This window comes from Stenotrophomonas sp. 116085_Sma, from assembly GCF_056479585.1.
The window spans coordinates 1324232-1350275 of the sequence record NZ_CM151057.1; the positions used below are offsets into that span (position 1 = coordinate 1324232).

26 protein-coding genes are annotated in these 26044 nt (G+C 66.2%); 17 read left to right on the forward strand and 9 right to left on the reverse strand.

Annotation, left to right across the window (positions count from 1 at the left end):
• Positions 1 to 358: 358 nt before the first annotated feature.
• Both ACZK0Z_RS06140 and ACZK0Z_RS06145 read right to left on the reverse strand, forming a co-directional pair.
• The gene (locus tag ACZK0Z_RS06140; RefSeq protein WP_005410613.1) at positions 359 to 583 is read right to left on the reverse strand and encodes a YbdD/YjiX family protein; all 225 of its coding nucleotides are present in this window, start codon (positions 581 to 583) and stop codon (positions 359 to 361) included.
• Positions 583 to 2664 (reverse strand): carbon starvation CstA family protein, encoded by a 2082-nt coding sequence (locus ACZK0Z_RS06145; RefSeq protein ID WP_197632960.1) that lies wholly within the window; start codon positions 2662 to 2664, stop codon positions 583 to 585. The genes ACZK0Z_RS06140 and ACZK0Z_RS06145 overlap by 1 nt, the downstream gene beginning before the upstream one ends.
• Positions 2665 to 2879: 215 nt before the next feature.
• Here ACZK0Z_RS06145 and ACZK0Z_RS06150 point away from each other — a divergent pair, with 215 nt between their 5' ends.
• Complete coding sequence (locus tag ACZK0Z_RS06150; RefSeq protein WP_049427670.1) at positions 2880 to 3731, forward strand: pirin family protein; 852 nt, start codon at positions 2880 to 2882, stop codon at positions 3729 to 3731.
• Positions 3732 to 3850: 119 nt separating this feature from the next.
• Here the strand turns inward: ACZK0Z_RS06150 and ACZK0Z_RS06155 are convergent, their stop codons facing one another.
• From ACZK0Z_RS06155 to ACZK0Z_RS06180, 6 genes are all read right to left on the reverse strand, one after another.
• Positions 3851 to 4309, reverse strand: a complete 459-nt coding sequence (locus ACZK0Z_RS06155) for a hypothetical protein (protein WP_049427671.1) — start codon at positions 4307 to 4309, stop codon at positions 3851 to 3853.
• Between the two features lie 196 nt (positions 4310 to 4505).
• Complete coding sequence (gene aqpZ / locus ACZK0Z_RS06160; RefSeq protein WP_006462519.1) at positions 4506 to 5225, reverse strand: aquaporin Z; 720 nt, start codon at positions 5223 to 5225, stop codon at positions 4506 to 4508.
• A gap of 120 nt (positions 5226 to 5345) precedes the next feature.
• The gene (locus ACZK0Z_RS06165; RefSeq protein ID WP_049427674.1) at positions 5346 to 6209 is read right to left on the reverse strand and encodes a pirin family protein; all 864 of its coding nucleotides are present in this window, start codon (positions 6207 to 6209) and stop codon (positions 5346 to 5348) included.
• A gap of 553 nt (positions 6210 to 6762) precedes the next feature.
• A complete protein-coding gene (locus ACZK0Z_RS06170) occupies positions 6763 to 7596 on the reverse strand; it encodes an IS3 family transposase (protein ID WP_404830271.1) in 834 nt (277 codons plus the stop codon).
• Positions 7593 to 7886 (reverse strand): transposase, encoded by a 294-nt coding sequence (locus tag ACZK0Z_RS06175; RefSeq protein WP_019338990.1) that lies wholly within the window; start codon positions 7884 to 7886, stop codon positions 7593 to 7595. Before ACZK0Z_RS06175 ends, ACZK0Z_RS06170 begins: the two co-directional genes overlap by 4 nt.
• Positions 7887 to 8093: 207 nt before the next feature.
• On the reverse strand, positions 8094 to 10157 hold the full coding sequence (locus tag ACZK0Z_RS06180) for a 3-hydroxyacyl-CoA dehydrogenase NAD-binding domain-containing protein (protein WP_197633738.1): 2064 nt from the start codon (positions 10155 to 10157) through the stop codon (positions 8094 to 8096).
• Between the two features lie 235 nt (positions 10158 to 10392).
• Between ACZK0Z_RS06180 and rpoE the strand changes: the two genes are divergently transcribed.
• The 9 genes from rpoE to recO all read left to right on the forward strand — a co-directional run bounded on the left by rpoE (position 10393) and on the right by recO (position 19063).
• Positions 10393 to 11013 (forward strand): RNA polymerase sigma factor RpoE, encoded by a 621-nt coding sequence (gene rpoE / locus ACZK0Z_RS06185; protein ID WP_005410606.1) that lies wholly within the window; start codon positions 10393 to 10395, stop codon positions 11011 to 11013.
• Positions 11010 to 11891 carry an RseA family anti-sigma factor gene (locus tag ACZK0Z_RS06190; RefSeq protein ID WP_197633737.1) on the forward strand — a complete coding sequence of 294 codons (882 nt, stop codon included), beginning with the start codon at positions 11010 to 11012 and terminating at the stop codon, positions 11889 to 11891. The genes rpoE and ACZK0Z_RS06190 overlap by 4 nt, the downstream gene beginning before the upstream one ends.
• Before the next feature lie 74 nt (positions 11892 to 11965).
• Positions 11966 to 13501 carry a DegQ family serine endoprotease gene (locus ACZK0Z_RS06195; RefSeq protein ID WP_049429925.1) on the forward strand — a complete coding sequence of 512 codons (1536 nt, stop codon included), beginning with the start codon at positions 11966 to 11968 and terminating at the stop codon, positions 13499 to 13501.
• A gap of 182 nt (positions 13502 to 13683) precedes the next feature.
• Positions 13684 to 15477 carry a translation elongation factor 4 gene (lepA, locus tag ACZK0Z_RS06200; protein ID WP_197633739.1) on the forward strand — a complete coding sequence of 598 codons (1794 nt, stop codon included), beginning with the start codon at positions 13684 to 13686 and terminating at the stop codon, positions 15475 to 15477.
• 54 nt (positions 15478 to 15531) lie between these two features.
• Positions 15532 to 16326 carry a signal peptidase I gene (gene lepB, locus ACZK0Z_RS06205; protein ID WP_049429924.1) on the forward strand — a complete coding sequence of 265 codons (795 nt, stop codon included), beginning with the start codon at positions 15532 to 15534 and terminating at the stop codon, positions 16324 to 16326.
• A 52-nt stretch (positions 16327 to 16378) separates the two neighbouring features.
• Entirely contained in the window at positions 16379 to 16762 is a 384-nt protein-coding gene (locus ACZK0Z_RS06210) for a DUF4845 domain-containing protein (protein WP_005410601.1), read from the forward strand.
• On the forward strand, positions 16752 to 17432 hold the full coding sequence (gene rnc / locus ACZK0Z_RS06215) for a ribonuclease III (RefSeq protein ID WP_049429923.1): 681 nt from the start codon (positions 16752 to 16754) through the stop codon (positions 17430 to 17432). Before ACZK0Z_RS06210 ends, rnc begins: the two co-directional genes overlap by 11 nt.
• Positions 17429 to 18325 (forward strand): GTPase Era, encoded by an 897-nt coding sequence (gene era / locus ACZK0Z_RS06220; protein WP_005410599.1) that lies wholly within the window; start codon positions 17429 to 17431, stop codon positions 18323 to 18325. The genes rnc and era overlap by 4 nt, the downstream gene beginning before the upstream one ends.
• Before the next feature lie 18 nt (positions 18326 to 18343).
• Positions 18344 to 19063 (forward strand): DNA repair protein RecO, encoded by a 720-nt coding sequence (gene recO / locus ACZK0Z_RS06225; RefSeq protein ID WP_049429921.1) that lies wholly within the window; start codon positions 18344 to 18346, stop codon positions 19061 to 19063.
• A gap of 543 nt (positions 19064 to 19606) precedes the next feature.
• Here recO and ACZK0Z_RS06230 read toward each other — a convergent pair.
• Positions 19607 to 20335 carry a response regulator gene (locus ACZK0Z_RS06230; protein WP_049430541.1) on the reverse strand — a complete coding sequence of 243 codons (729 nt, stop codon included), beginning with the start codon at positions 20333 to 20335 and terminating at the stop codon, positions 19607 to 19609.
• 127 nt (positions 20336 to 20462) lie between these two features.
• Here ACZK0Z_RS06230 and rlmD point away from each other — a divergent pair, with 127 nt between their 5' ends.
• From rlmD to ACZK0Z_RS06265, 7 genes are all read left to right on the forward strand, one after another.
• A complete protein-coding gene (rlmD, locus tag ACZK0Z_RS06235; protein ID WP_049430536.1) occupies positions 20463 to 21797 on the forward strand; it encodes a 23S rRNA (uracil(1939)-C(5))-methyltransferase RlmD in 1335 nt (444 codons plus the stop codon).
• A gap of 33 nt (positions 21798 to 21830) precedes the next feature.
• Positions 21831 to 22316: a CYTH domain-containing protein gene (locus tag ACZK0Z_RS06240; RefSeq protein ID WP_049430540.1), complete on the forward strand. Its 486-nt coding sequence runs from the start codon at positions 21831 to 21833 to the stop codon at positions 22314 to 22316.
• Positions 22317 to 22428: 112 nt separating this feature from the next.
• Positions 22429 to 23124, forward strand: coding sequence for a DsbA family protein (locus ACZK0Z_RS06245; protein ID WP_197633802.1), 696 nt, complete (start codon positions 22429 to 22431; stop codon positions 23122 to 23124).
• A 160-nt stretch (positions 23125 to 23284) separates the two neighbouring features.
• Positions 23285 to 24292 (forward strand): beta-N-acetylhexosaminidase, encoded by a 1008-nt coding sequence (nagZ, locus tag ACZK0Z_RS06250; RefSeq protein ID WP_197633568.1) that lies wholly within the window; start codon positions 23285 to 23287, stop codon positions 24290 to 24292.
• Positions 24292 to 24846: a hypoxanthine-guanine phosphoribosyltransferase gene (locus ACZK0Z_RS06255; RefSeq protein ID WP_005410592.1), complete on the forward strand. Its 555-nt coding sequence runs from the start codon at positions 24292 to 24294 to the stop codon at positions 24844 to 24846. The genes nagZ and ACZK0Z_RS06255 overlap by 1 nt, the downstream gene beginning before the upstream one ends.
• A gap of 81 nt (positions 24847 to 24927) precedes the next feature.
• Positions 24928 to 25674, forward strand: a complete 747-nt coding sequence (locus ACZK0Z_RS06260) for an S-methyl-5'-thioinosine phosphorylase (protein WP_049430529.1) — start codon at positions 24928 to 24930, stop codon at positions 25672 to 25674.
• 88 nt (positions 25675 to 25762) lie between these two features.
• Complete coding sequence (locus tag ACZK0Z_RS06265; RefSeq protein WP_005410590.1) at positions 25763 to 25969, forward strand: cold-shock protein; 207 nt, start codon at positions 25763 to 25765, stop codon at positions 25967 to 25969.
• Positions 25970 to 26044 lie beyond the last annotated feature (75 nt).

The following is a 26044-nucleotide window of genomic DNA, read 5'->3' on the forward strand; positions in this document are numbered from 1 at the left end:
AACGGCGACTGCTGGCACGCGTGGCTTTGGATAGGTGTCGACCTTGGTCGACAAGATTTTTCTGTCAGATATCGATAAACAAAATGGGGTCAGATCCGTTTTCCTTCGGAAAATGGATCTGACCCCGCATGTGTGTCGCCGTCACCGGCAATCTGTCGAAGGTGGGGCGGTGTGGGCTTGCAGGACCGTTGGCGGCATGGATGGCGCCATCGAGCCCCCATGGACGGGTTTACGGCGTGTCCTGCAAGCCCACACCGCCCCGCCAAACCCACAGAAAGCCAGAGCAGACGCTCCCGCAGTTGCAGTTGCTCCGGCCTCTGCGGGCGCCGGGCTGCAAGCCCGGCACCCACCCAGAACCTCAACAGCAACGACCACCGTTGCGTCCGCCGTAGCGCGCTTCCTGGCGCTCGCGGAAGAACGTCTTGTAGTCCATCGGCTCCTGGTCCGGATGCTTCTCCAGCATGTGCCGGACGTAGTTGTCGTAATCAGGAATGCCACAGCACAGCCGTGCGGTCTGCACCAGGCGCCGCCAGATGCGGCGGTGCGCCTGGTACTGGCCGGCGGGAACCAGTTGCGTGCTCATCACAGGTCCACCATTTCATGCGGCTTCAGCGCCACGTACGGGGTCTCGCGGTCGCTGCGCTGCGGGTTGCGGCGTGCCGCCAGGATGGTCTTGATTGAATACACCAGCACTGCGCCCACCACCATCAGGAACAGCGCGGTCAGGCCGGTGTTGACGTAAGCGTTGACCACGATCTGCTTCATCTGCGCCACCGACTTGGCCGGTGCGGTGATGGTGTCGCTGGCGAGGGCGGCCTGGAACTTGTGTGCCTGCGCCAGGAAGCCCTGTGCCGGGTTGCTGTCGAAGATCTTGATGAAGCCGGCGTAGGTGGTGCAGATCAGCAGCCAGATCGCTGGCACCGCCGTCACCCACGCATAGCGGTCACGCTTCATCTTGAACAGCACCACCGTGCCCAGCATCAGCGCGATACCGGCCAGCATCTGGTTGGAGATGCCGAACAGCGGCCACAGCGTCTGGATGCCACCGAACGGATCGACCACGCCGGTGTAGAGCAGGTAGCCCCACAGCGCCACGCAGCCGGCGGTACCGATGATGTTGGCGGTCCACGACTCGGTCTTCTTCAGCGCCGGCACGAAGTTGCCCAGCAGGTCCTGCAGCATGAAGCGACCGGCACGGGTGCCAGCGTCGACTGCAGTGAGGATGAACAACGCTTCGAACAGGATCGCGAAGTGGTACCAGAACGCCATCATCGCGTCGCTGCCACTGGGAATCGCTTCGTGCAGGATCTGCGCGATGCCCACCGCCAGTGTCGGTGCGCCCCCTGCGCGATGCAGGATGGTCGGTTCACCAATCGCCGCCGCAGTCGCGGTCAGCTGTTCGGGGGTGATGGTGAAGCCCCAGGTGTTGGTGATGTAGTGCGCCGCCGATGCAGCATCGGCACCGATCACTGCCGCCGGGCTGTTCATCGCGAAGTAGATGCCCGGATCGATGATCGAGGCCGCGACCAGTGCCATCACCGCCACGAACGATTCCATCAGCATGCCGCCGTAGCCGATGTAGCGCATGTGTGCTTCATTGGCCAGCAGCTTCGGCGTGGTGCCCGAGGAGATCAGCGCGTGGAAGCCGGACACCGCACCGCAGGCAATGGTGATGAACAGGAACGGGAACATGCCGCCCTTCCACACCGGGCCATCACCGCTGGCGGCGAACTGGGTCAGCGCCGGCATCTTCAGTTCCGGCATCACCACCAGGATGCCGATGGCCAGCGCGATGATGGTGCCGATCTTGAGGAAGGTCGACAGGTAGTCGCGCGGTGCCAGCAGCAGCCACACCGGCAGCACCGAGGCGACGAAGCCGTAGCCGATCAGCATCCAGGTGATCTGGGTGCCGGTGAAGGTGAACGCAGGGCCCCACACCGGATCGGCGGCGACCTTGCCGCCGTACCAGATCGCGGCCAGCAGCAGGATCAGGCCGACCACGGAGATCTCGCCGATCTTGCCGGGGCGGATGTAGCGCATGTACACGCCCATCAGGATCGCGATGGGCATCGTCGCGATCACCGTGAACATGCCCCACGGGCTTTCGGCCAGTGCCTTGACCACCACCATCGCCAGCACTGCCAGGATGATGATCATGATCAGGAACGCGCCGAACAACGCGATCGTTCCAGGCACCTGGCCCATTTCCTCGCGCACCAGATCACCCAGCGAACGACCGTTGCGGCGGCTGGACAGGAACAGGACCATGAAGTCCTGCACCGCGCCGGCCAGCACCACGCCCACCACCAGCCACAGCAGGCCGGGCAGGTAGCCCATCTGCGCGGCCAGCACCGGGCCGACCAGCGGGCCGGCACCGGCAATGGCGGCGAAATGGTGGCCGAACAGCACGTGCTTGTTGGTCGGCACGTAGTCCAGGCCATCGTTGTTGATCACCGCCGGGGTGGCCCGGGTCGGGTCCAGCTGCATCACCTTGTTGGCGATGAACAGGCTGTAGAAGCGGTAGGCCACCAGGTACAGCGAAACCGCGGCGACGACGATCCACAACGCATTGATGTGTTCGCCGCGGCGCAGGGCCACGGTGCCCAGACAGAAGGCGCCGAGCAGGGCGAGGGCCGCCCAGCCTATTTTGGAAAACCCTTTCATGAGGTGCTCTCTCCCGGAAAGACAGTCAAAGAGTCCCGCGTGCCCTCGGCAGGGTCAATTGGCACAGGACGAATCGGCGGTAGTACTTTGGTCGTACGCTTGTTGTGCTGACGTGCAGCGAACATCAGGGATGGAACAATCGGTTGCGGCGCCGTCCATTGGCACGCAGCCGTGTGGCGTCCATCTTCAGTGGCATCCATCCAACAGGAGTCGCCATGAGCTTTCCCGAACCGGCCCGCGTGCTGCGGACCATCCGTGGCATGCCCACCTCCGACGGTGCCGGCGTGCGCCTGACCCGCGTCATCGGCGGCCCCACGCTGCCGGACCTGGATCCGTTCCTGCTGCTCGACGAATTCGGCACGGACCGTGCCGAGGACTACATCGCCGGCTTCCCGGAGCATCCGCATCGTGGTTTCGAGACCGTCACCTACATGCTCGACGGGCGCATGCGGCATCGCGACAACCACGGCAACGAGGGCCTGCTGACCCCGGGCAGCGTGCAGTGGATGACCGCAGGCCGCGGCCTGGTGCATTCGGAAATGCCCGAGCAGGAAAGCGGGCAGATGCGCGGCTTCCAGCTGTGGGTGAACCTGCCGGCGAAGGAGAAGATGACGGATCCGAAGTACCAGGAATTCGCCCCTGAGCGGATTCCGGTGGTGCATCCGGAAGCGGGCGTGGACGTAAAGGTCATTGCCGGCACCGTGGATGGCACGCAGGGCCCGATCGTGCAGCCGGCCACCGATCCGCTGTACCTGGACATCACGCTGGCGCCGGATCGCGCCTGGACCTATGCCTTGCCGGAAGGGCACAACGCGTTTGCGTATGTGTTCGAAGGTGCGGTGACGGTGGGTGAGCAGGATGCGGCGCGCGACGTCGCCCGACAGGAACTGGCGGTGCTGGGCGGTGGCGAGCAGCTGCATCTGTCGGCAGGCAGCGAGGGTGCGCGGCTGATCCTCGTGGCCGGTCGTCCGCTGCGCGAACCGGTGATGCGCCATGGCCCGTTCGTGATGAACACGCGGCAGGAACTGATGCAGGCCTTCGTCGATTTCCAGGAAGGCAAGTTCTGAGGGATTGCGCCGGGCATGGCCCGGCGAAAGAAGCCGGTAACGCCGCCGGGCCATGCCCGGCGGACGTCCCGCGCGTCGGATCCTGCGGGGATGCTGCCAGGCAGTCATCCCCGCCATCGTCAGTTCCCGGCAGCCACGGCCGACGGGGTCAGGCTCATGCCCTGCGCCAGCTGCTGCAGCGAGCCCAGTTCCTGCGCGCTGTCCGGATACAGCGAAATCTGCGCGTAACGTCCTTTGTCGAGCTTGACCACGCTGATGCGGCGCTCGGCATAGCCGGGCGGCTGCTGGCCTCCCAGGTCGGGCTGGTACCAGTACAGCGATTCACCGCCGAAACTGCCCTTTTCCTGGCGCAGCGAGCGGTTCAATGGAAGGTTGGGATCGCGCGTACTGAGCATCAGGCTCAATACCTCGCGGCCATCGCCGGTGCTGGCGCGGCAGACCAGGAAATCGGCCTGTGCCTGCTGTTGCCACTGCAGGCCGCTGCTGGCCGGCAATGAAGGACATTCGGTAGGAGCCTGCGCGGCGGCCTGGGCCGCAGCGAACAGCAGGCTCGACAACACTACAGGCGCGAACTTCATGCATCCCCCAAGGTGGTGTGTCGTTGGCTCCGCCGGATGGACCGGCAGCCTTGGCATCCCATCCCCGGATGCCACCCCGGCCGGCATGTGCACGGACGGTCAACTCAACCTTAACGGAACGTGAGCGATCGCACAAATTGCGGTTACAAGCGTAACCATTGCGGCCGAAGATCGGCCGCAATGGTCCGCACAGGCCTCAGCGGTCGTTGCCGATCCACTTGTAGATGATGCCGCCGATCGCGCCGCCCAGCAGCGGAGCGACCCAGAACAGCCACAGCTGGCTGACCGCACCGCTGCCGGCGAAGAAGGCCACGGCGGTGGAGCGGGCCGGGTTCACCGAGGTGTTGGTGACCGGGATGCTGATCAGGTGGATCAGGGTCAGCGACAGGCCGATCGCCAGCGGCGCGAAGCCAGCCGGTGCCTTGCCATGGGTGGAGCCCATGATCACGATCAGGAACACGGCGGTCAGCACCACTTCGCACAGGAAGGCCGCGGCCACGCTGTAACCGCCGGGCGACAGCGCGCCATAACCATTGCTGGCGAACGCACCGGCCTGGCTGCCATCGATGGCGAAGCCGCTGGCCCCGGAGGCGATCTGCAGCAGGATGAAGCCGGCCAGCAGGCCGCCAGCCACCTGGGCGATGATGTACGGCACGAGGTCCTTGGTCGGGAAGCGGCCGCCGGCCCACAGGCCGACGCTGACCGCCGGATTGAAGTGCGCGCCGGAGATATGGCCGAACGCATAGGCGCCGGTCACCACGGTCAGGCCGAAGGCCAGGGCGACGCCGAGGAACCCGATACCCAGCGGATTGCCATCACCGCCGAACTTGGCGGCCAGCACCGCACTGCCGCAGCCACCCAGAACCAGCCAGAACGTGCCGAGGAATTCGGCGGACAAGCGTTTACCCATGCTCATGTGTTGCACTCCTTTGACGGTGAAAGTGTGATTTATGTCACATTTCAGTGATCAGCGGGTGACTGTAGCGTCAACGCCGGGTGCAGGGATACACCCTCGGATGTGTGCAACACGCGATGTTCAGTACTGCGGCAGCGGGATGAATTCCTTGTCGTCGCCCGGAATGGTGCCGAAGCGGCCGGCCTCCCAATCGTGCTTGGCCTGCTCGATACGCTCCTTCGAGCTGGATACGAAGTTCCACCACAGATGACGCGGGCCATCCAGCGGCTCGCCGCCGAACAGCATGGCCTTCACCGGCGTCTTCGCGCGCAGGCGGCCACGTGCGCCGGCTTCCGGAATCACCAGGTGCTGTGCGGGGATGTCCACGCCATCCAGCTGCGCCTCGCCCTCGAGGATGTACAACGCGCGTTCGCGATGGCCGTCGTCGATGTCGATCTCCGCATCCGGGTCGAGATCGATCGCCACGTTGAGGGTGTCGGCGAACACCTTCACCGGCGATTCCTCGCCATAGGCGCGGCCGGCGATCACGCGCAGCCAGGCACCGTTGCGGCGCTGCTCGGGCAGGGTGGCCGCCGCGTGGTGGTAGAACGCCGGTTCGATTTCCTCGTGCGACTTCGGCAGCGCCACCCAGGTCTGCATGCCGTGGATCGGGTTGTCATGGTCGCGGTCCGGTTGCGGCGTGCGCTCGGAATGAGCGATGCCGCGGCCGGCGGTCATCCAGTTGACGTCACCGGGACGGATCACCTGGTCCGAGCCGAGCGTATCGCGGTGTCCGATCGCACCCGACCACAGGTAGGTCACGGTGGCCAGGCCGATATGCGGATGGGGGCGCACGTCGATGGCGGTGCCGGGGTGCATGAGTGCCGGGCCCATCTGGTCGACGAACACGAACGAGCCGATGCTGCGGGCCTGCAGGGTGGGAACGGCGCGACGGACTTCGAGGCCGCCGATGTCGTGCACGCGCGGGGCGATGATGGTGGTCATGCGGGCGTTCTCGCTGGCAGGGATAAGGGGGGCAGCATCGCATGCAGCTGTGACGGGCACATGCCCCGTATGGGTAACAGGTTGTTCCAGCCAACGGCGCAGCCCCTCGTGGCTGGCTGCTTGGTCGCTGAAGGCAGAAGCAAAAGCAAAAGCAGAAGCAGAAGCAGAAGCCGCGCTTGGCCGGGCGGGTGGGTGGCGCAGGGGACGCTGCAAGTACGTCCATGTAAACTCGATCGCCGCATCCATGCGGCTCACGCCCCTGCGCCACCCACCCGCCCGGCCTCTGACAGTTTCCGTGTGCGTCCAGCCACGGAGAAGAAAAAAGAAAATAAAAATCAAACGCCGGTCGCTTCGCTCCTGGTGGCAACCAAGGTAGCCACCCACCAGTTCGCAGTAGCCATCAACCAGATTCGCGGTTCACCGACCGTCACCGGGAAGCTGTCAGGGGCGGGGCGGTGTCGGGTTGCGGGGTGTCCGCGGCATGGATGCCGCGGCCAAGCCCCCAAGGACGGGTTGTGGTGGTCCAGTATTTTTGGACACTCCCAAAGGGAGTTCAGGCCACCTGCTCTTCACAAAGCGCAGGTGGCACAAGGCCGTTGGCACTGTGTAGCCGACGGTGGTTGTACCAGTCCACGAACTGCTCGATGTCTGCTGCCGCCTCCTGTCGAGTGGGGTATTTGGAGTAAAGCCATTCCCCTTTGAGGGTGGCGAAAACCCGTTCCACCACCGCGTTGTCCCAGCAGTTGCCCTTCCGGCTCATGCTCTGGGTGATGCCGTTGTCACGCAGGATTTCGGCCATGGCATGGCTGGTGTACTGCCGACCTTGATCCGAGTGGAAAAGTAGTCGCCCGTTGGGACGACGCTGTTTCAGCGCCCCGCGCAGGGCTCTGACGGCCAGCCAGGCATCCCCTTCGTGAGAGTGAGCCCAGCCCACGATCCGGCGGGCAAACAGATCCACCACGATGGCCAGATAGAGCCAGCCTTGCTGGGTCGGGATGTAGGTGATATCCCCTGCCCAGACCTGGTTGGGGGCCGCCGGGTTGAATTGGCGTTCCAACACGTTGGGCGCCGTCAGTGCCTGCGGCCCAAGGCTGTGGTACTTGTGCCGCCGGTGCTGTCGCGCCCTGACACCGGCTCGGCGCATCAGCGTCCGGGCGCGGTAGCGCCCCATGGGTAGGCCGCAGTTGGTCAGCTCCCTGGCCATCTTGCGAGAGCCACAGCTCCCCCGATGGGACTGATGAATGCGACGAACCAGATCAACCTGGGCCAGCAGCGCCCGGTCAATCCGGGGCTCCCGGTGCAGCCAGGCGTAGTAGCTGCTACGGGGATAGTCCATCAACTGACACACCAACCGGATCGGAGCGACCTTCCCCAATTCCTGGATCACCTGTTCCGGTGATCGCTGTCCCGAATGAAGAAGGCGATGGATTTTTTTAGCAGGTCGCGCTCCTCCTTGAGCCTGCGATTCTGGGCCTCCAGCTCGGCGATTCTGACCTGGGCATCCACCGGCGGTGCCTCGGCCTGAGGGTCATGCTTTCGCCGCCATTGCTCGATCCAGCGCCTCAGCGCCGTCGGGCCGACATCCATCAGCTGGCAGACGTCCCTGACTGTCTGCCCCTCCACAACGACAAGGCGAACCGCCTCATCCCTCATGCCCTGAGTGATCTGTTTTGCCATGGGTCTACCTCGATGCTCGAAATTGATCCTATCGAGTGTCCAAGTTGATTAGACCACCACAGGTTTACGGCGTCCCCGCAACCCGACACCGCCCCGCCCAACAAACAGAAAAGCCAGAGCCGGCTGTTGCTCCGGCTCTGGCTCTGGCTTTTGCTTCGGCGGCTGCCTCTGCGGGTGCCGGGCCGCAGGCCCGGCCGATAAAACCCCTTACACCACCGGTTCGCGCAGGGCGGGGTTGTCCCAGCCCGGGCGCGGGGCGAAACGGTCACCGTGGCGCTGCTGCAGCGCCTTCAACCGCTCGACGATCGCATCGGCACCCACCGCACGGATGTGCTGGATCGGACCGCCACGGAACGGTGCAAAGCCGGTACCGAAGATCACGCCCGCATCCAGCAGGTCCGCATCGGCCACCACGCCTTCGTGCAGGCACGCCACGGCTTCGTTCAACAGCGGCAGGATCAGGCGGTCTTCCAGATCGGCCGGGGCCTGGTAATCGCTGGCCACGTCCGGCTTCTTCGGCTTGCCGTTTTCCCAGGTGTAGATGCCCTGGCCATCCTTCTTGCCACGCTTGTCCGGCTCCACCGTCTGCAAGGCCGCCGGAATCTGCAGGCCGAGGAACGGCGCCAGTTCACGGCCCACGCCCGCCGCCACGTCCAGGCCCACGGTGTCGATCAGTTCGATCGGGCCCATCGGCATGCCGAACTTCACGGCGGCCTTGTCGATCACCGGGCCTGGAATGCCTTCGGCGTACGCAGTGGCTGCTTCCAGCATGTACGGGAACAGCACGCGGTTGACCAGGAAGCCCGGGCTGCCGGCCACCGGTACCGGAAACTTGCCCAGCGCCTTGCAGAACGCGGCGAGGCGTCGCTCGGTCTCCGGCGCCATGCCGTCGTGATGGATGATCTCCACCAGCGGCATCTGCGCCACCGGGTTGAAGTAGTGCAGGCCGGCGAACTGCGCCGGGCGCTGGATGTGGTCGCGCAGCTCCACCAGCGGGATCGACGAGGTGTTGGTGGTCAGCAGCGCGTCCAGCTTCATCTTCGGTTCCAGCGTCTGGTACAGCGCGCGCTTGGCTTCCGGATTCTCGATGATCGCTTCGATCACCAGGTCGGCTTCGGCCACCCCGTTGCCTTCCAGGTCGGCACGCAGGCGTGCGGCCACGGCGGAGCGCTTGCTCTCGTCGCGCACCTTCTTGGCGAACAGCGCCTGCGCGCGTTCCATGGCAGGTTCGATGAAGCGCTGCTCGCGGTCCTGCAGCGTCACCTCGAAGCCCTTGTAAGCGGCCCATGCGGCGATGTCGCCACCCATCACGCCGGCGCCGACCACGTGCACATGGCGGATGCCGGAATCACCGCCGCCCAGACCCTTCAGGCGCTCGGTCAGGAAGAAAATGCGGATCAGGTTGCGCGCGGTCGGCGTGCTGGCCAACTTCACCACCGCACGGCGTTCGGCGTCCAGGCGGGCCTGGATCGGCTTGCCGCCGCTGCGCTGCCAGGTGCTGATCAGCGCATACGGCGCCGGATACTGGTCCTTCTTCGCCTTGCGCGCGACCTGCTTGACCATCTGCGGCGCCAGCAGGGTGCGGGCCAGCCAAGTGTTGGTCGCCCACGCCGTGGTGCGCTGCTTGAACGGGCGGGTGGTGCCGGACAGGGCCAGCGCCACGGCGGTATCGAGCACCACTGCCGGTGCCACCACCTTGTCGACCAGGCCGATGCCACGCGCGGCCGAGGCCGACAGGGTGCGGCCGGTCAGCATCATGTCCATCGCCGCCGGGGCGCCCACCAGCTGCGGCAGGCGCGCGCTTCCGCCCCAGCCGGGGAAGATGCCGAGCTGGGTTTCCGGCAGCCCGATGCGGGTGCTGCTGTCATTGGAAGCCACGCGGTAGCGGCAGGCCAGTGCCAGCTCGGTGCCGCCGCCCAGGCAGTGGCCGTGGATGGCCGCCACGGTCGGGCAGGGCAGCTCGGCCAACTTCTGGTAGGTGGCCTGGCCGCGGCGGATGGCATCGTTGACGGTGCCGCGACGATCGAATTCCTGGAACTCCTTCAGATCCGCGCCGGCAATGAACCCGGCCTTCTTCAACGACTGGATCACCACGCCCTTGGGTGGGTCCAGTGCGATGCGTTCCAGCAGGTCCCCCAGTTCCAGCAGCACGTCCTGCGACATCGCATTGACGCTGCTGTCCTGACGATCCAGGGAGAGAACCACCACGCCGTCGTCGCGGATCTCGGGGTGCCAGTGGCTGAAGCGGAGACCATCGAAGCCTGAGAGCATGGACGTTCCATCCGGTTGTGTATGGAGAAGCGGCTATGATCCAGAGGTTGTTTCCCCCGCGTCAAATCCCAATAGCAGGGGAGTGGCGACCCCGGATCCATGGCCGTGGACCGGGACGCTAACGGAACGGTGGTTAAAAGCTGGTGCGGCGCCAAGTGATCGGCGACTGAACTTTTCCCGGGATTGGCAGTCTCATTGCCCGACGTCGGTTGGGCTGACAGGAGTGCGGCCCCTCATGGCCGATGTTGATACACCTCAGGAGCTGGACCTGGAGCTGGTCCGGCGCGTGCAGCACGGCGAGAGCGCCGCGTTCGATGTCCTGGTGCGCAAGTACCAGCATCGCGTGGTGGCCCTGGTCGGTCGCTACATCGCCGACTGGAGCGAATGTCAGGACGTCGCCCAGGACACTTTCATCCGTGCCTACCGCGCGATCGGAAGTTTCCGTGGCGATGCCCAGTTCTCAACCTGGTTGCATCGAATCGCCGTGAATACCGCCAAAAACTACCTGGCTTCACACAATCGACGGCCACCGACCGATGACATCGACATCGGCGATGCCGAACAGTTCGACAGCGGTACGCGCCTGCGCGACACCGACACGCCCGAACGCGAGTTGATGCGCCAGGAGCTGGAACAGACGGTGATGAAGGCCGTCAACGCGCTGCCGGAAGAGCTCCGGTCGGCGATCACCCTGCGCGAGGTCGAAGGCCTGAGCTACGAGGAAATCGCGCAGAAAATGGGGTGCCCGATCGGCACCGTGCGTTCACGGATCTTCCGGGCGCGCGAGGCGATCGACACCGAACTCCGGCCGCTGTTGGACATCGGCAGCGCCACCCGTGAGAAGAGCCGCGTATGACCAGTAATCCGTTCAACGAATCGCAGAACCATCAATCGCCCGCCGGGCAGCGCCTGGACCAGCGCCATCGCGAGCAGCTGTCGGCCCTGGTCGATGGCGAGCTGGGCGCTGATGAAGCGCGCTTCCTGCTGCGCCGGATGGAGCATGACCCCGAACTGGCCGGCTGCCAGGAGCGCTGGCAGCTGCTGGGCGATGTGATGCGCGGGCAGGCGTCGGCACTGGCGCCTGCCGGGTTCAGTGCCGCCGTGGCTGCCGCCATCGCCGCCGAGCCTTCGCCGCAGGCCGAGCCGCGCCGTCAAGTGCGTCGCAGTGGCTGGCGGGCTTGGGGCGGTGGTGCCGCACTGGCCGCTTCGGTGGCGGCGGTGGCGCTGTTCATGGGCGGTGAGAAGCTGAAGGAAGCCACCCCGGGCGAGCCGCTGGCACCGCAGGTGATCGCCAGCCAGGCAGAGCTTCCGGCCGCACCGACCGATCCTGCCCCGGTGACCGAGGCCTCTGCAGACACTGCGGCGATGGCCGTGGCGGCGGCTCCCGCCCTGGCGATGGCCGCTGCCAGTCGCCGCCAGGACAGCCGCCGCGCCAGTGCCACCCGCAGCCAGCAGGCCGCGCGTGCCGCCCAGCGCGAGGACGTGCCACAGCGCACGGTGGCTGCTGCGCAGGCGCCGCTGATCCCGACCGTACCGGCCAGTGCCGGCCGCGACATGCCGTTTGGTGAGGTCAGTGGGCTGCAGGCCCGGCCGTGGCCGCGTTCCAGCCTGGCGCCTGCCGCCGGCGGCGCGCTCAATGCCAGTTTCCCGGCCCATACCGGTGGCGCCGCGTTCTACCCGTTCGAGCCGCGCCTGCAGGACGACCTGCCGGTGCCGCCGCGCCCGCGCGACTGAGCCGGGCGCCTTCACGCCCCGCCATCGGCGGGGCCCGTATTCCTCTTTCCATCCGATCCGGAGGTTGCCGTCCGATGACTCCCCGACTCCGCACGCAGGCCATGGGCCTGCTGGCCCTGACCCTGCCGCTGATGGCCTGCGCGCAGGCCCCGGCTCCGGCCGCCCCGACCCAGGCTGCGCCGGCCGCCGCGCCGAGGGTACCGGCGCAGCCGCTGGTCAGCGGCCTGCCCGATTTCACCAACCTTGTTGAACAGGTCGGGCCGGGTGTGGTCAACGTCGACACGACCATTGTCCGCAACAACCGTCAGGCTTCGCGGGGCCCGATGGGCGGTGACGACGACATGCCGGAGTTCTTCCGCCGCTTCTTTGGCCCGGACTTCCCGATGCCGGGGCAGGGACCAGGTGGGCAGGACGGCGGCCCCAGCATCAAGGGCCGTGGCATGGGCTCGGGCTTCATCATTTCGCCCGATGGCTACGTGCTGACCAACTACCACGTGGTGGCCGATGCCAGTGACGTGAAGGTCAAGCTGGGCGATAGCCGTGAGTTCAACGCCAAGGTGGTGGGCAGCGACCAGCAGTACGACGTGGCGCTGCTGAAGATCGATGGCAAGAACCTGCCGACCGTGCGCGTGGGCGATTCCAACACGCTGAAGCCGGGTCAGTGGGTTGTCGCGATCGGCTCGCCGTTCGGCCTCGACCATTCCGTCACCGCCGGCATCGTCAGCGCACTGGGCCGCAGCACCGGCGGTGCCGACCAGCGCTACGTGCCTTTCATCCAGACCGACGTGGCGATCAACCAGGGCAATTCCGGTGGTCCGTTGCTGAACACCCGCGGTGAGGTGGTCGGCATCAATTCGCAGATCTTCTCCGCCTCCGGCGGCTACATGGGCATCAGCTTCGCGATCCCGATCGACCTGGCGATGAGCGCGGTCGAGCAGATCAAGAAGAGTGGCAAGGTCACCCGCGGCCAGCTCGGCGCGGTGGTCGAACCGATCGATGCGCTGAAGGCGCAGGGCCTGGGCCTGCCGGACAGCCGTGGTGCGCTGGTCAACCAGATCGTGCCGGGCAGTGCCGCGGAGAAGGCCGGTGTGCAGATCGGCGACGTGGTGCGTTCGGTCAATGGCAGTCCGGTCAACAGCTGGTCCGACCTGCCGCCGCTGATCGGCGCGATGGCGCCGGGCAGCCGGGTCACCCTGGGCGTGATCCGCGACGGCAAGCAGCGCGATCTCAGCGCCACCCTTACGGCGCTGAACGAAGACGGGCAGGGCAATGTTCGTGCGGCCGCTGCCGCCAAGCCCGATGCGGCACCGCAGGCCGGCGCCAATGCCCTGCTGGGTCTGGACGTGAGCGACCTGACCGCGCCGCAGCGCAAGCAGCTCGGCCTGGATGGCAACGAAGGCGTGCGCATCACCGGGGTCAAGGGCCAGGCAGCGCGTGATGCCGGCCTGTCTCCGGGCATGGTGATCCTGCAGGTCGGCCGCACCCCGGTTGGCAGCATGGAGGCCCTGAACCGGGCGCTGTCCAGCTACAAGAAGGACGATGTGGTGATGCTGCTGGTGCGCACAGGCAACGGCAACAGCGCCTTCGTGGCGGTGAAGGCCGGCCAGTAAGGCTCGCCCGGGGCCGCCCACGCGGCCCTTGTTCGTCCCCCGAAGCCCCGCCCTGGCGGGGCTTCGGCCGTTCCGGGCCCACCCCCGATGAGACCGCTTTCGCGGCGGGGCGCCGGGCATGCGATAATCGACCGTTACCCTGACGACGCCGCGCGCCGCCGCCACCTATGTCTTCTGATTCGATGCGGAACATCCGCAACTTCTCCATCATCGCCCATGTCGACCACGGCAAGTCCACGCTGGCCGACCGCATCATCCAGCTTTGTGGTGGCCTGCAGGCCCGCGAGATGGAAGCGCAGGTGCTCGACTCCAACCCGATCGAACGCGAGCGTGGCATCACGATCAAGGCGCAGTCGGTGTCGCTGCCGTACCTGGCCAAGGACGGGCAGACCTACCACCTGAACTTCATCGACACCCCCGGCCACGTCGACTTCTCCTATGAAGTCAGCCGTTCGCTGGCCGCCTGCGAAGGCGCGCTGCTGGTGGTCGATGCGGCCCAGGGCGTGGAAGCGCAGTCGGTGGCCAACTGCTACACCGCGGTGGAGCAGGGCCTGGAAGTGGTGCCGGTGATCAACAAGATCGACCTGCCGACCGCCGACATCGAGCGTGCCAAGGCCGAGATCGAGGCCGTGATCGGCATCGACGCCTCCGATGCCGTGCCGGTCAGCGCCAAGACCGGCCTGAACGTGCAGGACGTGCTGGAAGCGATCGTGCATCGCATCCCGCCGCCGACGCCGCGCGACACCGAGAAGCTGCAGGCGCTGATCATCGACTCGTGGTTCGACAACTACCTGGGCGTAGTCTCGCTGGTGCGCGTGATGCAGGGCGAGATCAAGGCCGGTGACAAGCTGCAGGTGATGTCCACCGGCCGCAACCACCAGGTCGACAACGTCGGCGTGTTCACGCCGAAGCGGAAAGTGCTGTCCGCGCTGCGTGCCGGTGAAGTGGGTTGGGTCACCGCCAGCATCAAGGACGTGCACGGTGCGCCGGTCGGCGACACCCTGACCCTGGCCGGCGACCCCGCACCGAAGCCGCTGCCCGGCTTCCAGGAAATGCAGCCGCGCGTGTTCGCCGGCCTGTTCCCGGTCGACGCCGAGGACTACCCGGACCTTCGCGAAGCGCTGGACAAGCTGCGCCTGAACGATGCCGCGCTGCGCTTCGAGCCGGAAAGTTCCGAGGCGATGGGCTTCGGCTTCCGCTGCGGCTTCCTGGGCATGCTGCACATGGAAATCGTGCAGGAGCGCCTGGAGCGCGAATACAACCTGGACCTGATCAGCACCGCGCCGACGGTGGTGTATGAAGTCCTGAAGACCGATGGCTCGATCATCAACATGGACAACCCGGCCAAGCTGCCGCCGGTGAACCAGGTCGAGGAGATCCGCGAGCCGATCATCCGTGCCAACGTGCTCACCCCCGAGGAGTACATCGGCAACATCATCAAGCTGTGCGAAGAAAAGCGCGGCAGCCAGATTGGCATCAACTACCTGGGCAGCCAGGTGCAGATCAGCTATGAGCTGCCGATGGCCGAGGTGGTGCTGGACTTCTTTGACAAGCTGAAGTCGGTCAGCCGTGGCTATGCCTCGCTGGACTACCACTTCGTGCGCTTCGACGCCGGCCCGTTCGTGCGCGTGGATGTGTTGATCAACGGCGACAAGGTCGATGCGCTGTCGCTGATCGTGCACCGCAGCCATGCCGACCGCCGTGGCCGCGAGCTGTGCGAGAAGATGAAGGACCTGATCCCGCGCCAGATGTTCGACGTCGCCATCCAGGCCGCCGTCGGCTCGCAGATCATCGCCCGTACCACGGTCAAGGCCATGCGCAAGAACGTGCTGGCCAAGTGCTATGGTGGCGACGTTTCGCGCAAGAAGAAGCTTCTGGAAAAGCAGAAGGAAGGCAAGAAGCGCATGAAGCAGGTCGGTCGTGTGGAGATCCCGCAGGAAGCGTTCCTGGCCGTGCTGCAGATGGACAACAAGTAATCCCGCACCGGCCCTGCGGGGCCGGTCGTCCGGTGACGTTGCAAAGGACCCTGAATGAAACTGTTTGAGATCCTCCTGGTCGTGCTGACCCTGGCCTCGGGCCTGATCCTGCTTGCGGACAAGCTGTACCTCGCCAAGCGTCGCGCCCAGCGCGCCGGCCTGCTCGACTCCGAGCCGGTGCTGGTGGATTACTCGCGTGCGTTCTTCCCGGTGCTGGCGATCGTGCTGATCGTGCGCAGCTTCATTGCCGAACCGTACAAGATCCCGTCCAGCTCGATGATGCCGAACCTGCTGATCGGCGATTTCATCCTGGTCAACAAGTTCTCTTACGGCCTGCGCCTGCCGATCAGCAACACCAAGATCGTGCCGTTCGGCGAGCCTTCGCGTGGCGACGTGGTGGTGTTCCACTTCCCCGGCCACAGCGACAACGACCCGGCCAAGGGCGAGAACTTCATCAAGCGCGTGATCGGCGTGCCGGGTGACACCGTGGTCTTCGAAGGCGACGGCGTGACCCTCAATGGCGAGCCGCTGAAGTACGACAACAAGGGCATCTACGCCGGCCACAAGGGCCAGGGCGAAGGCGCCAACCTCCTGGTCGAGCACCTGCCGGGCCGCACCCACACGGTGCTGGAGACCGACTACCCGCGTGGCCAGGGCCAGTGGACCGTGCCGGCCGGCAAGTACCTGGTGATGGGCGACAACCGCGACAACAGTGACGACGGCCGTTTCTGGGGCCTGTTGCCGGAAGAGAACCTGCGCGGCAAGGCCTTCCTGATCTGGCTGAACTGCCAGGGCTGGTTCTGCAAGGATGGCTTCGAGCCGTCGCGGATCGGCTCGAGCATCAACTGACCGGGCATCAACCGAGTACCTTCACATCCAGCGCGTATCTGGGGAGAACGCAATGAAGACGATGAACACGCAGCGTGGCATGACCCTGACCTCGTTCCTGACGGTCCTGATCGTGGTGGGTTTCTTCCTCTACATCGGCATGAAGCTGTTCCCGATGTACCAGGAGTACTACGCCGTGCGCTCGGCGATGAAGAGCCTGGCCAACGAGCCGGGCGTGGGCAGCATGGAGCCGTCGCGCATCCAGGACCTGTTCTTCAAGCGCCTGTACATCAACTACTCGGACAATGTGAAGCCGGCCAACGTGAAGTTCGACCGTCGCGACAATGGCTGGACCCTCAAGGTCAACTACGAAGTGCGTCGCCAGCTGATCGGCAACCTCGATGTGGTTGGCAAATTCGATTCTTCTCAGGACCTGACACGAAGCGGTGCCCAGTAAATTCATCCAACGCGGCGACCTCATCGGTCATCCCTTCGGCGATCCGGCCCTGCTCAAGCAGGCGCTGACCCATCGCAGTGCCGGTGCGCCGCACAACGAGCGTCTGGAGTTCCTCGGTGACAGCATCGTCAACATGATGGCGGCCGAGGCGCTGTACCGACGCTGGCCCAAGGCCGACGAAGGGGCGATGACCCGTGCCCGTGCCGAGCTGGTGCGTGAAGGCGCGCTGGCGGTGATCGCGCGCACCCTGCAGCTGGGCGAGCGGCTGACCCTGGGCCCGGGCGAAATGAAGTCCGGCGGCCATCGCCGCGACTCGATCCTGGCCGACGCGGTGGAAGCCGTGGTGGCTGCGATCTACCTGGATGCCGGCTTCGAGGCCTGCCGGGCGGTGGTACTGCCCTGGTTCAGCGCTTCGATCGAGGCGCTGCCGGCCTCCGGCCGCCCCGAGAAGGACCCCAAGACCCGCCTGCAGGAATGGCTGCAGGCCCGACAAAAGGCGTTGCCGCAGTATGAACTGGTGTCAGAATCCGGTGACGACCACGCCAAGCACTTCCGGGTACGCTGCAACGTAGCCGACCCGGCCGCCAGCACCGAGGGCGAAGGCGCCTCGCGGCGGCTTGCCGAACAACAGGCGGCTGCGGCCGTCCTAGAACAACTGGATTCCAAGTGAGCGAACAAACTCCCCATCATTGCGGCAGCGTGGCCGTCATCGGCCGCCCGAACGTGGGCAAGTCGACCTTGACCAATGCCCTGGTCGGCGCCAAGGTCAGCATCGTTTCCAACCGCCCGCAGACCACGCGCCATCGCCTGCTGGGTATCGCCACCTATCCGGAAGGCCAGCTCGTGCTGGTCGACACCCCCGGCCTGCACAAGGTGCAGAAGCGGGCGATGAACCGGGTGATGAACCGTGCCGCGCGCGGCTCGCTGGAGGGTGTCGATGCCGGCCTGCTGGTGATCGAGGCCGGTCGCTGGGATGAAGAAGACAGCTTGGCCTTCAATGTGCTGCGCGATGCCGGCATTCCGGTGGTGCTGGTGGTCAACAAGATCGACCGTCTGAAGGAAAAAGGCGCGCTGCTGCCGTTCCTGCAGCAGGTGACCGAGGGCCGTGATTTCGCTGCCGTGCATCCGATCTCGGCGCAGAAGCGCAACGGCCTGGAAGCACTGGTGCGCGACGTACTGAAGCTGCTGCCGGAAGCGCCGCCGATGTTTGGCGAGGACGAGATCACCGACCGCAGCCAGCGTTTCCTGGCCGGCGAACTGGTACGTGAGCAGCTGATGCGCCAGCTCGGCGAAGAGCTGCCGTACGCCACCACCGTTGAGATCGAACGCTTCACCGAGGACGGCAACCTGTTGCGCATCGGTGCGGTGATCTGGGTCGAGCGCGAAGGCCAGAAGGCGATCGTAATCGGCAAGGGCGGCGCCCGCCTCAAGGAGATCGGTGCCAAGTCCCGCCTGCAGATGGAGCGTCTGTTCGGGGCCAAGGTGTTCCTTGAGACCTGGGTGCGCGTGCGCGAAGGCTGGTCCGATGACGAGGCCGCGCTGAAGGCCTTCGGTTACGAGTAAGTCATTGCGGTCGCTTCGATGATGATCGAGGACGACACCGGCTTCGTGCTGCATGCACGGGCCTACCGCGAGACCAGCCTGCTGGTTGAGCTGTTGAGCGCGCAGCATGGCCGCATCGGCCTGCTCGCGCGTGGTGTTTCAACCGCGAAGGGGCAGGTGCTGCGTGCCGCCCTGCAGCCGCTGCAGTGGATCCGTTTCAGTGCCCAGCAGCGCGGTGAACTGGCCCAGCTGCGTGGCGCCGAGGCGCTGGATGCCGCACCGCGGCTGGTCGGCCAGGCGATGCTGGCCGGCTTCTACCTGAGTGAACTGACCCTGCGCTTGGCCCCTCGCCAGGACCCGTTGCCTGAGTTGTATCTGGCCTATGGCGAAGCGCGCGCGCGGTTGGCGGTGGGTGCCGGCCTGGCCTGGACCCTGCGTCGCTTCGAGCGCGAACTGCTGGCCGCACTGGGCCTGGGCTTCGAACTGGACAGTTCGAGCGACGGCCAGCCGATCGACCCGGCGGCACGTTACGAACTGGACCCGCAGGAAGGGCCGCAACGACTGCTCAGCGAGCGCGGCGGCGAGCGCCGCGCCGCCGCCACCGGCTCGGCATTGCTGGCGTTGGCGGCCGACGAGGAGCCCGATGCGGCCGACCTGGCCAGCCTGCGCCTGCCGATGCGGCGGGTGCTGGCCCATCATCTGGGGGCCAAGGGCCTGAAGTCCTGGGAACTGCTGGAGCAGCTGGCTCCCCGGCGGTAGGGGGTGTTCGGCAGGGCTTGCAGCCCTGCACCTGCCGAAACCGAAGCCGAAGCCGAAGCAACAGCAAAAGCTGGCTATCCGTGGGTAGGCGGGGTGGGTCCGGTTGAGGGGGACGCTGCAAGTACGTCCATGTAAGCTCGGTCGCCGCATCCATGCGGCTCACGCCCCCTCAACCGGACCCACCCCGCCTTCGACAGTTCTCCGCGAGTTGTCGGAATGGCACGGGGTCAGATCCGTTTTCCCTCGGAAAACGGATCTGACCCCAGATTGATTTCGACATCTGACAGAAATTCATCCACGCATGGCGTGGATCTACCAGCCGTCACCGGAAATCTGTCGGGGGTGGGGCGGTGTGGGTGGGCAGGACCGTTGGCGCCATGGATGGCGCCATCGAGCCCCCAGGGATGGGTTTACGGCGTGTCCTGCCCACCCACACCGGCCCGCCCAACAAGCAGAAGGCCAGAGCCGCTCTGGCTCTGGCCTTTGGTGTTGCTCTGGCTTGAAGCCTCTGCAGGTGCAGGGCGCAGCCCTGCCGACCAACCCTCAATGCAGGAGCGCTGCCACCGCGGCGCGGAACCCGTCCTGGGCCTGCCCGGACTCCGGCGCATGATGCAGCTGCCGCACCGCGCGGCCCAGCCGTGCCGCGCCGACGAAGCCACAACTGGCCTGCAACCGGTGCAGCTGGCTGCGCAGCTGGCGCTCGTCGTGCTGGTCCACGGCCTGCTCGACCGCGTCGCGCACGCCCGGCAACTCGGCCAGGAACAGCTCACGCAGTGCGATCAGGTGCTTGCGCTCGCCATTGAGCGCAGCCAGTGCCGCAGTCTCGTCCCAGTCCTGCACCTGCAGCTCGACCGCTGCCGGGGCCTGAGCAACGAAGATCCCCGCCGGGCTGTTCACCAGCGCGCGCCGCACCGCCTTCAGCAGCTGGTCGCGGCCCAACGGCTTGACCAGCGTGTCGCTGAAGCCGGCTTCACGCAGGCGTGCATGGATGGAGGTATCGCCGTCGGCGGTATGCGCCAAAGCTGGAGTATCGGGGTGCGAACGGCGCAGTTCACGCAGCAGTTGCGCGCCGTTGCCGTCAGGCAGGTTGACGTCGATCAGCCACAGGTCATGCGCGCCGGGCTCGGCGCTGGCCAGCGCACTGGCCAATGAATCTGCGGTGTCCACGTCCGCCGGTAACGTTTCCAACGCCGCTTTGAAAAAACCGCGGCTGATGATGTCGTCCTCGACAAGCAGGAAGCGGGGCCGGCTGGCCCGCGGGGTCATCTGCATCAGGGCTGCCTCCATGTCAGCTGCTGCAATCATCAAGCACGGCGGCGGCGGGCGCAAGCGGGTCCGGACCCTGCCAGTCAGGATCTGCGACAATGTGCCCCCATTTTTGCCCGCAGCCTGTTGCCACGTGGCCCGATCCCGCTCCCGCATCGACCGTACCCCGTTCCAGACCGAGATCCTCGACCTCAGCCATGATGGTCGCGGCGTCGCCCGCCGTGAAGGCGAGGGTGGCAAGGTCACCTTCGTCAGCGGCGCCCTGCCGGGGGAGGTGGTGATGGCCGAACAGACCGCCCGCAGCCGCCATTTCGACGAGGCACGCACCGTGGAGGTGCTGCAGGCCTCGCCGCAGCGCGTGACCCCGAAGTGCCCGCACTTCGGTACCTGCGCCGGCTGCGTGCTGCAGCATCTGGACGAAGACCAGCAGATCGTCGCCAAGCAGCGCGTGCTGATGGACAACCTGGAACGCATCGGTCATGTGAAGCCGGGCGCCGTGCTGCCGCCGCTGGTGGGTGACAGCTGGGGCTACCGTCGCAAAGGCCGGTTCTCGGTGCGCCGGGTCGAAAAGAAGGACAAGACCTTGGTCGGCTTCCGTGAACAGGATCCGCGCTTCGTCGCCGACCTCAGCCAGTGCCTGACCGTGATCCCCGAGATCGGCACCAAGGTCGAGGCGCTGTCCACCTTCATCGAGTCGCTCGATGGCAAGCGTGACATCCCGCAGATCGAGTTCATCGCCGGCGATCAGGCCGTGGTGCTGACCGTGCGCCACCTGCAGCCGCTCAGCGAGGCCGACCGCGCCGCCTGGGCTGCCTTTGGCCAGCAGCATGGTTTCGTGATCTACCTGCAGTCCGGCGGCGTGGACACCGTGCAGCCGCTGGACGGGCAGGGCGTGCCGCTGTCGTTCCGGCTGGCGCCGTGGGATGTGGAACTGGCGTTCCGCCCGCTGGACTTCATCCAGGTCAACGCCAAGCTCAACGAGAAGATGATCGCCCACGCCCTGGACCTGCTGGAACCAGGTGAGGACGAGCGCGTGCTGGACCTGTTCTGCGGCCTGGGCAACTTCACCCTGCCGCTGGCCCGCCGCGTGCGCGAAGTGGTCGGCGTGGAAGGCGATGCCGGCCTGGTCGCGCGTGCACGTGAGAACGCCGAGCGCAATGGCCTGGCCAACGCGCAGTTCTTCAGTGCCGACCTGACCCAGGACCAGCGCAGCACCGCGTGGATGCGCCAGGGCTTCGACAAGCTGCTGCTGGACCCGCCGCGCTCGGGCGCGATCGAAGTGCTGCAGCAGCTGCCGCTGAAGCAGTTCAAGCGCATCGTCTATGTCAGCTGCCATCCGGGCTCGCTGGCGCGCGATGCCGGCTATCTGGTCAACGAGCAGGGCTTCACCCTGGTCAGTGCCGGCGCCATGGACATGTTCCCGCACACCGCACATGTGGAAAGCATCGCGGTGTTCGAGAAGCGCTGACCGGCTGTCATGCCCATCGCGCATAATGGCGCGATGGGCATCGAAATCGAACGCAAATTCCTGGTCAGCAGTGACGGCTGGCGCACCGCCGCGCACCGGGTGATCCCGATGGCGCAGGGCTACATCAACGACATGGGCGCGCTCGATCGCGGCACCCAGAACGCATCGGTGCGGGTGCGCATCGAAGGCGATCACGCCGCGCTGAACCTGAAGTCGCGCACCATCGGCCACACCCGCCAGGAGTTCGACTACCCGATCCCGGTGGACGATGCGCGTGCATTGCTCGCGCTGTGTGTCGGCGGCCTGATCGACAAGCGCCGGTATCTGGTCGAACACGCCGGCCTGACCTGGGAAGTGGATGAGTTCCTGGGCGACAACGCCGGCCTGGTGGTGGCCGAGGTCGAGCTGGACAGCGCTGACCAGGTCATCGACCTGCCGGACTGGGTGGGCGCGGAAGTGACCGACGAAGCCCGCTACTACAATGTCGCGCTCGCCAGCCACCCCTATTCACAGTGGTGAACCCTGAAAAGGGGACGGAGGGGGTTAAGTCGTCTTTACCCCGCCTGTGCGGAAAGCGACTTAATCCCCTCCGTCCCCTTTTTTCGGCGGGAGCGGGCCCCATGTCGGTGGTATGAGAATCGACATCTACTCCGATGTGGTCTGTCCCTGGTGCTGGATCGGCAAGCATCGTTTCCAGCAGGGCGTACAGTTGTTGGGCGCCGACGCGCCTGAGCTCGACGTCCATTGGCAGCCGTTCCAGCTGGATCCGGACGCGGACGCCACACCGGTACCGCTGCGCGAGGCCTACGTGCGCAAGTTCGGCGGCGCTGAACGTACCGAGCAGATCCTCAGCCAGACCCAGACCACCGCGCGCGCCGAAGGCCTGCCGATGGACTTCAGCCAGGGCCAGGTGCGGGTGACCACGCTGCCGGCGCACCGGGTGCTGTGGCTGGCCGGGCAGCACGACGTGCAGGACGCAGTGGGCGAGGCGCTGTTCCGCGCCCACTTCGAGCAGGGCCAGAACCTGGCCGACCCGCAGGTGCTGATCAAGGCCGGCGTCGCTGGCGGTCTCAATGCGGGTGAAGTCGCGCAGATGCTGGCCTCCGATCGCGGTCTGGCCGAGGTCGAAGCCGCGCTGGCGCAGGCCCATGCGCTGGGCATTTCCTCGGTGCCGACCTTCGTCATCGATGGAAAATGGGCCATTTCCGGCGCGCAGCCACCGGAGGCGTTCGCCAACGCCCTGCGCCAGATTGCCGCCGAACAAGGCGCCCCGGCCACCCCGGCTGGCGACGACGAGGCCTGCGGCCCGGACGGCTGCAAGGTCTGAGCAGATCGGGGTCAGGGCCCCTGCGGGGATCCGGCCCCGGGGTCGGATCCCCGCAGGGGCTCTGACCCCACACTCCCCTTTTTCTGACCACTGCGCCTGTCGGCCGGTTCTGCGACAATGCGGCACTGCGCCATGCGGGCGCGCGTTGTGGAGATCGACCATGCTGCTGATCGGCGTTGCCGGCACCGAACTGACCGCCCAGGAACGTGACTGGCTGCAGCACGATGCCGTGGCCGGGGTCGTGCTGTTCAAGCGCAACTTCGCCTCGCGCCAGCAGGTGACCGATCTGAGCGCGGCCATCCGCGCCGACGCGCCGCGCCCGCAGCTGATCTGCGTGGACCAGGAAGGTGGCCGCGTACAGCGCTTCCGTGAGGGCTACAGCGATCTGCCGCCACTGCAGGACATTGGTGCGCTGTATGCCACCGACCCGCAGCAGGCCTTGGCATCGGCCGAACGGCACGCCTGGCTGATGGCCAGCGAAGTGCGTGCCAGCGGCGTGGACCTGAGCTTCGCGCCGGTGGTCGACCTTGGCCGTGGCAACCGTGCCATCGGCAACCGCGCCTTCAGTGAAGACCCGCAGGTGGTGGCCGCGTTCACCGCCGCCTACGTGCATGGCATGCATTCGGTCGGCATGGCCGCCACGCTCAAGCATTTCCCCGGCCACGGCACCGTGCTGGAAGACACCCACGTCGATACCGCGATCGACCCGCGCGCACTGGACGAGCTGCGCGCGCAGGACCTGGTGCCGTTCCAGGCCGGCATCGCCGCCGGTGCCGACGCGGTGATGATGGCACACGTGATCTACCCGCAGGTGGCGCCGGAACCGGCCGGTTACTCGCCGCGCTGGATCCAGGACATCCTGCGCGGCGAGCTCGGCTTCCGTGGCGTGGTGTTCTCCGACGACATCGGCATGGCCGCCTCGCACAGTGCCGGCGGCGTACCGGCGCGCGTGCACGCCCATCTGGACGCCGGTTGCGACGTGGTGCTGGTCTGCCACCCGGAGCTGGTTGATGAAGCCCTGCACGCGGTGCAGGGGCGCTCCCTCAATACCGCTGCGCTGCTGGGCCTGGTCGGCCGCGGCGCGCTTGGCTGGGATGGCCTGCTGGCCGATGCTCGCCATGGCGACACCCAAACCCGTCTGCTTGAAACCCTTGGAAGAACCGTCTGATGCCCAACCTCACCATTTCCCAGGCCCTGGCCCAGGCTGACCTGCTGGTCGACCGTCCCACCATCGACAAGGCCATCGCCGGCATCGCCGACGCCATCGCGCGCGATTACAAGGGCGAGGTGCCGCTGTTCCTGTCGATCATGCACGGTGCGCTGCCGTTCGCCGGCCAGCTGGCGCTGGAACTGGGCGCACGCGGGCAGGACGTGCAGTTCGATTACCTGCACGCCACCCGCTACCGTGGCGAAACCACCGGCGGCGACCTGGTCTGGAAGCACAAGCCGGCCACCTCGCTGTTCGGTCGCCGCGTGCTGCTGGTCGACGACATCCTGGACGAGGGCTACACCCTGCAGGGCGTGCGCACCTGGTGCCTGGAGCAGGGCGCAACCGACGTGCGCATCGCCGCGATGACGGTGAAGAAGCACGACCGCGCGCTGCCGGACGTGACCGCCGACTATGCCGGCATCGAACTGCCGGACCGCTACGTGTTCGGCTTCGGCATGGACGTCAACGAAACCCTGCGCTGCGTACCGGCCATCTACGCAATGAAGGAATAACGGCGCAGCCGCCCGCGGCGCGTCCTTTCCACCGCCGGCATCCTCGGGTGCCGGCGTTCGTCTTTTCATGGAGTGCTTCGAATGCAACAGATCGCCCTGGCCGTGATCGGCGGTACCGGTGTCTACAACCTGGCCAAGCTCGACGACGTGCAGACCCACGAGGTTGATACGCGCTTCGGCCGCCCGTCCGGCCCGGTACGCGTGGGCACGCTGCTGGGCCATCGCGTCGCGTTCCTGGCGCGGCATGGTGAAGGTCACTCGCTGCCGCCGCACAAGATCAACTACCGCGCCAACCTGGCCGCGCTGCAGCAGCTGGGCGCGCAGCGCGTGCTGGCGTTGAACACGGTCGGCGGCATCACCGAGCACTTTGGTCCGCGCGTGCTGGCCTGCCCGGACCAGATCATCGACTACACCTGGGGCCGCATCAGCACCATCTGTGAAGAAGAAGGCACCGACGTGGTCCACGTCGATTTCGGCCACCCCTACACGCCGATGCTGCGCAGCAAGATCCTGGCCGCAGCCAAAGTGACCGGTGTCACGGTCCACGACGGTGGCTGCTACGGCGCAACCCAGGGCCCGCGCCTGGAAACCATCGCTGAAATCGCCCGCATGCGTCGTGACGGCTGCGACCTGGTGGGCATGACCGGCATGCCCGAAGCCGCGCTGGCACGGGAGCTGGGCCTGGATTACGCCTGCCTGGCGATCATCGCCAACTGGGCCGCCGGTTGCGGTGATGGCGAGGAGATTACGATGGCCGAAGTGCTGGCCAACGTGCAGGCGGCCAGCAACGGACTTCCGGAACTGGTGGGCGAATTGGCGCGGGGGTGATTGTCTTCCCCGAGCAAGCTTTGCATACTCAGCTTGTGCGCGGGTTCAGCGTACACCACCCATTCATTGCATAAGGTCTCGCATCACCATGCCGAACGGTACCGTCAAGTGGTTCAACGACGCCAAGGGATTTGGCTTCATCTCGCCGGAGGATGGCAGCGCCGACGTGTTCGCGCACTTCTCCGCCATCAACTCCAAGGGCTTCCGCAGCCTGCAGGAAGGCCAGCGTGTCACCTATGACGTGACCCAGGGCCCGAAGGGTGCCCAGGCTTCGAACATCACGCCGGCCGAGTGATCCACTCGACAGTGCGTTGAAAACCCCGCTCCGGCGGGGTTTTTTTTGCGTGGCATGCCCGCGGCCCGTTCGCGA

Coding starts and splice junctions, on each gene's coding strand:
- ACZK0Z_RS06190 (WP_197633737.1), top strand. CDS start 11,010: ATGACCAGTAATCCGTTCAACGAATCGCAGAACCATCAATCGCCCGCC.
- lepA (WP_197633739.1), top strand. CDS start 13,684: ATGCGGAACATCCGCAACTTCTCCATCATCGCCCATGTCGACCACGGC.
- ACZK0Z_RS06140 (WP_005410613.1), bottom strand. CDS start 583: ATGAGCACGCAACTGGTTCCCGCCGGCCAGTACCAGGCGCACCGCCGC.
- ACZK0Z_RS06195 (WP_049429925.1), top strand. CDS start 11,966: ATGACTCCCCGACTCCGCACGCAGGCCATGGGCCTGCTGGCCCTGACC.
- ACZK0Z_RS06260 (WP_049430529.1), top strand. CDS start 24,928: ATGCAACAGATCGCCCTGGCCGTGATCGGCGGTACCGGTGTCTACAAC.
- lepB (WP_049429924.1), top strand. CDS start 15,532: ATGAAACTGTTTGAGATCCTCCTGGTCGTGCTGACCCTGGCCTCGGGC.
- ACZK0Z_RS06255 (WP_005410592.1), top strand. CDS start 24,292: ATGCCCAACCTCACCATTTCCCAGGCCCTGGCCCAGGCTGACCTGCTG.
- ACZK0Z_RS06265 (WP_005410590.1), top strand. CDS start 25,763: ATGCCGAACGGTACCGTCAAGTGGTTCAACGACGCCAAGGGATTTGGC.
- ACZK0Z_RS06175 (WP_019338990.1), bottom strand. CDS start 7,886: ATGGCAAAACAGATCACTCAGGGCATGAGGGATGAGGCGGTTCGCCTT.
- nagZ (WP_197633568.1), top strand. CDS start 23,285: ATGCTGCTGATCGGCGTTGCCGGCACCGAACTGACCGCCCAGGAACGT.
- ACZK0Z_RS06165 (WP_049427674.1), bottom strand. CDS start 6,209: ATGACCACCATCATCGCCCCGCGCGTGCACGACATCGGCGGCCTCGAA.
- ACZK0Z_RS06145 (WP_197632960.1), bottom strand. CDS start 2,664: ATGAAAGGGTTTTCCAAAATAGGCTGGGCGGCCCTCGCCCTGCTCGGC.
- ACZK0Z_RS06230 (WP_049430541.1), bottom strand. CDS start 20,335: ATGCAGATGACCCCGCGGGCCAGCCGGCCCCGCTTCCTGCTTGTCGAG.
- rpoE (WP_005410606.1), top strand. CDS start 10,393: ATGGCCGATGTTGATACACCTCAGGAGCTGGACCTGGAGCTGGTCCGG.
- aqpZ (WP_006462519.1), bottom strand. CDS start 5,225: ATGAGCATGGGTAAACGCTTGTCCGCCGAATTCCTCGGCACGTTCTGG.
- ACZK0Z_RS06150 (WP_049427670.1), top strand. CDS start 2,880: ATGAGCTTTCCCGAACCGGCCCGCGTGCTGCGGACCATCCGTGGCATG.
- ACZK0Z_RS06240 (WP_049430540.1), top strand. CDS start 21,831: ATGGGCATCGAAATCGAACGCAAATTCCTGGTCAGCAGTGACGGCTGG.
- recO (WP_049429921.1), top strand. CDS start 18,344: ATGATGATCGAGGACGACACCGGCTTCGTGCTGCATGCACGGGCCTAC.
- ACZK0Z_RS06180 (WP_197633738.1), bottom strand. CDS start 10,157: ATGCTCTCAGGCTTCGATGGTCTCCGCTTCAGCCACTGGCACCCCGAG.
- ACZK0Z_RS06210 (WP_005410601.1), top strand. CDS start 16,379: ATGAAGACGATGAACACGCAGCGTGGCATGACCCTGACCTCGTTCCTG.
- ACZK0Z_RS06245 (WP_197633802.1), top strand. CDS start 22,429: ATGAGAATCGACATCTACTCCGATGTGGTCTGTCCCTGGTGCTGGATC.
- ACZK0Z_RS06155 (WP_049427671.1), bottom strand. CDS start 4,309: ATGAAGTTCGCGCCTGTAGTGTTGTCGAGCCTGCTGTTCGCTGCGGCC.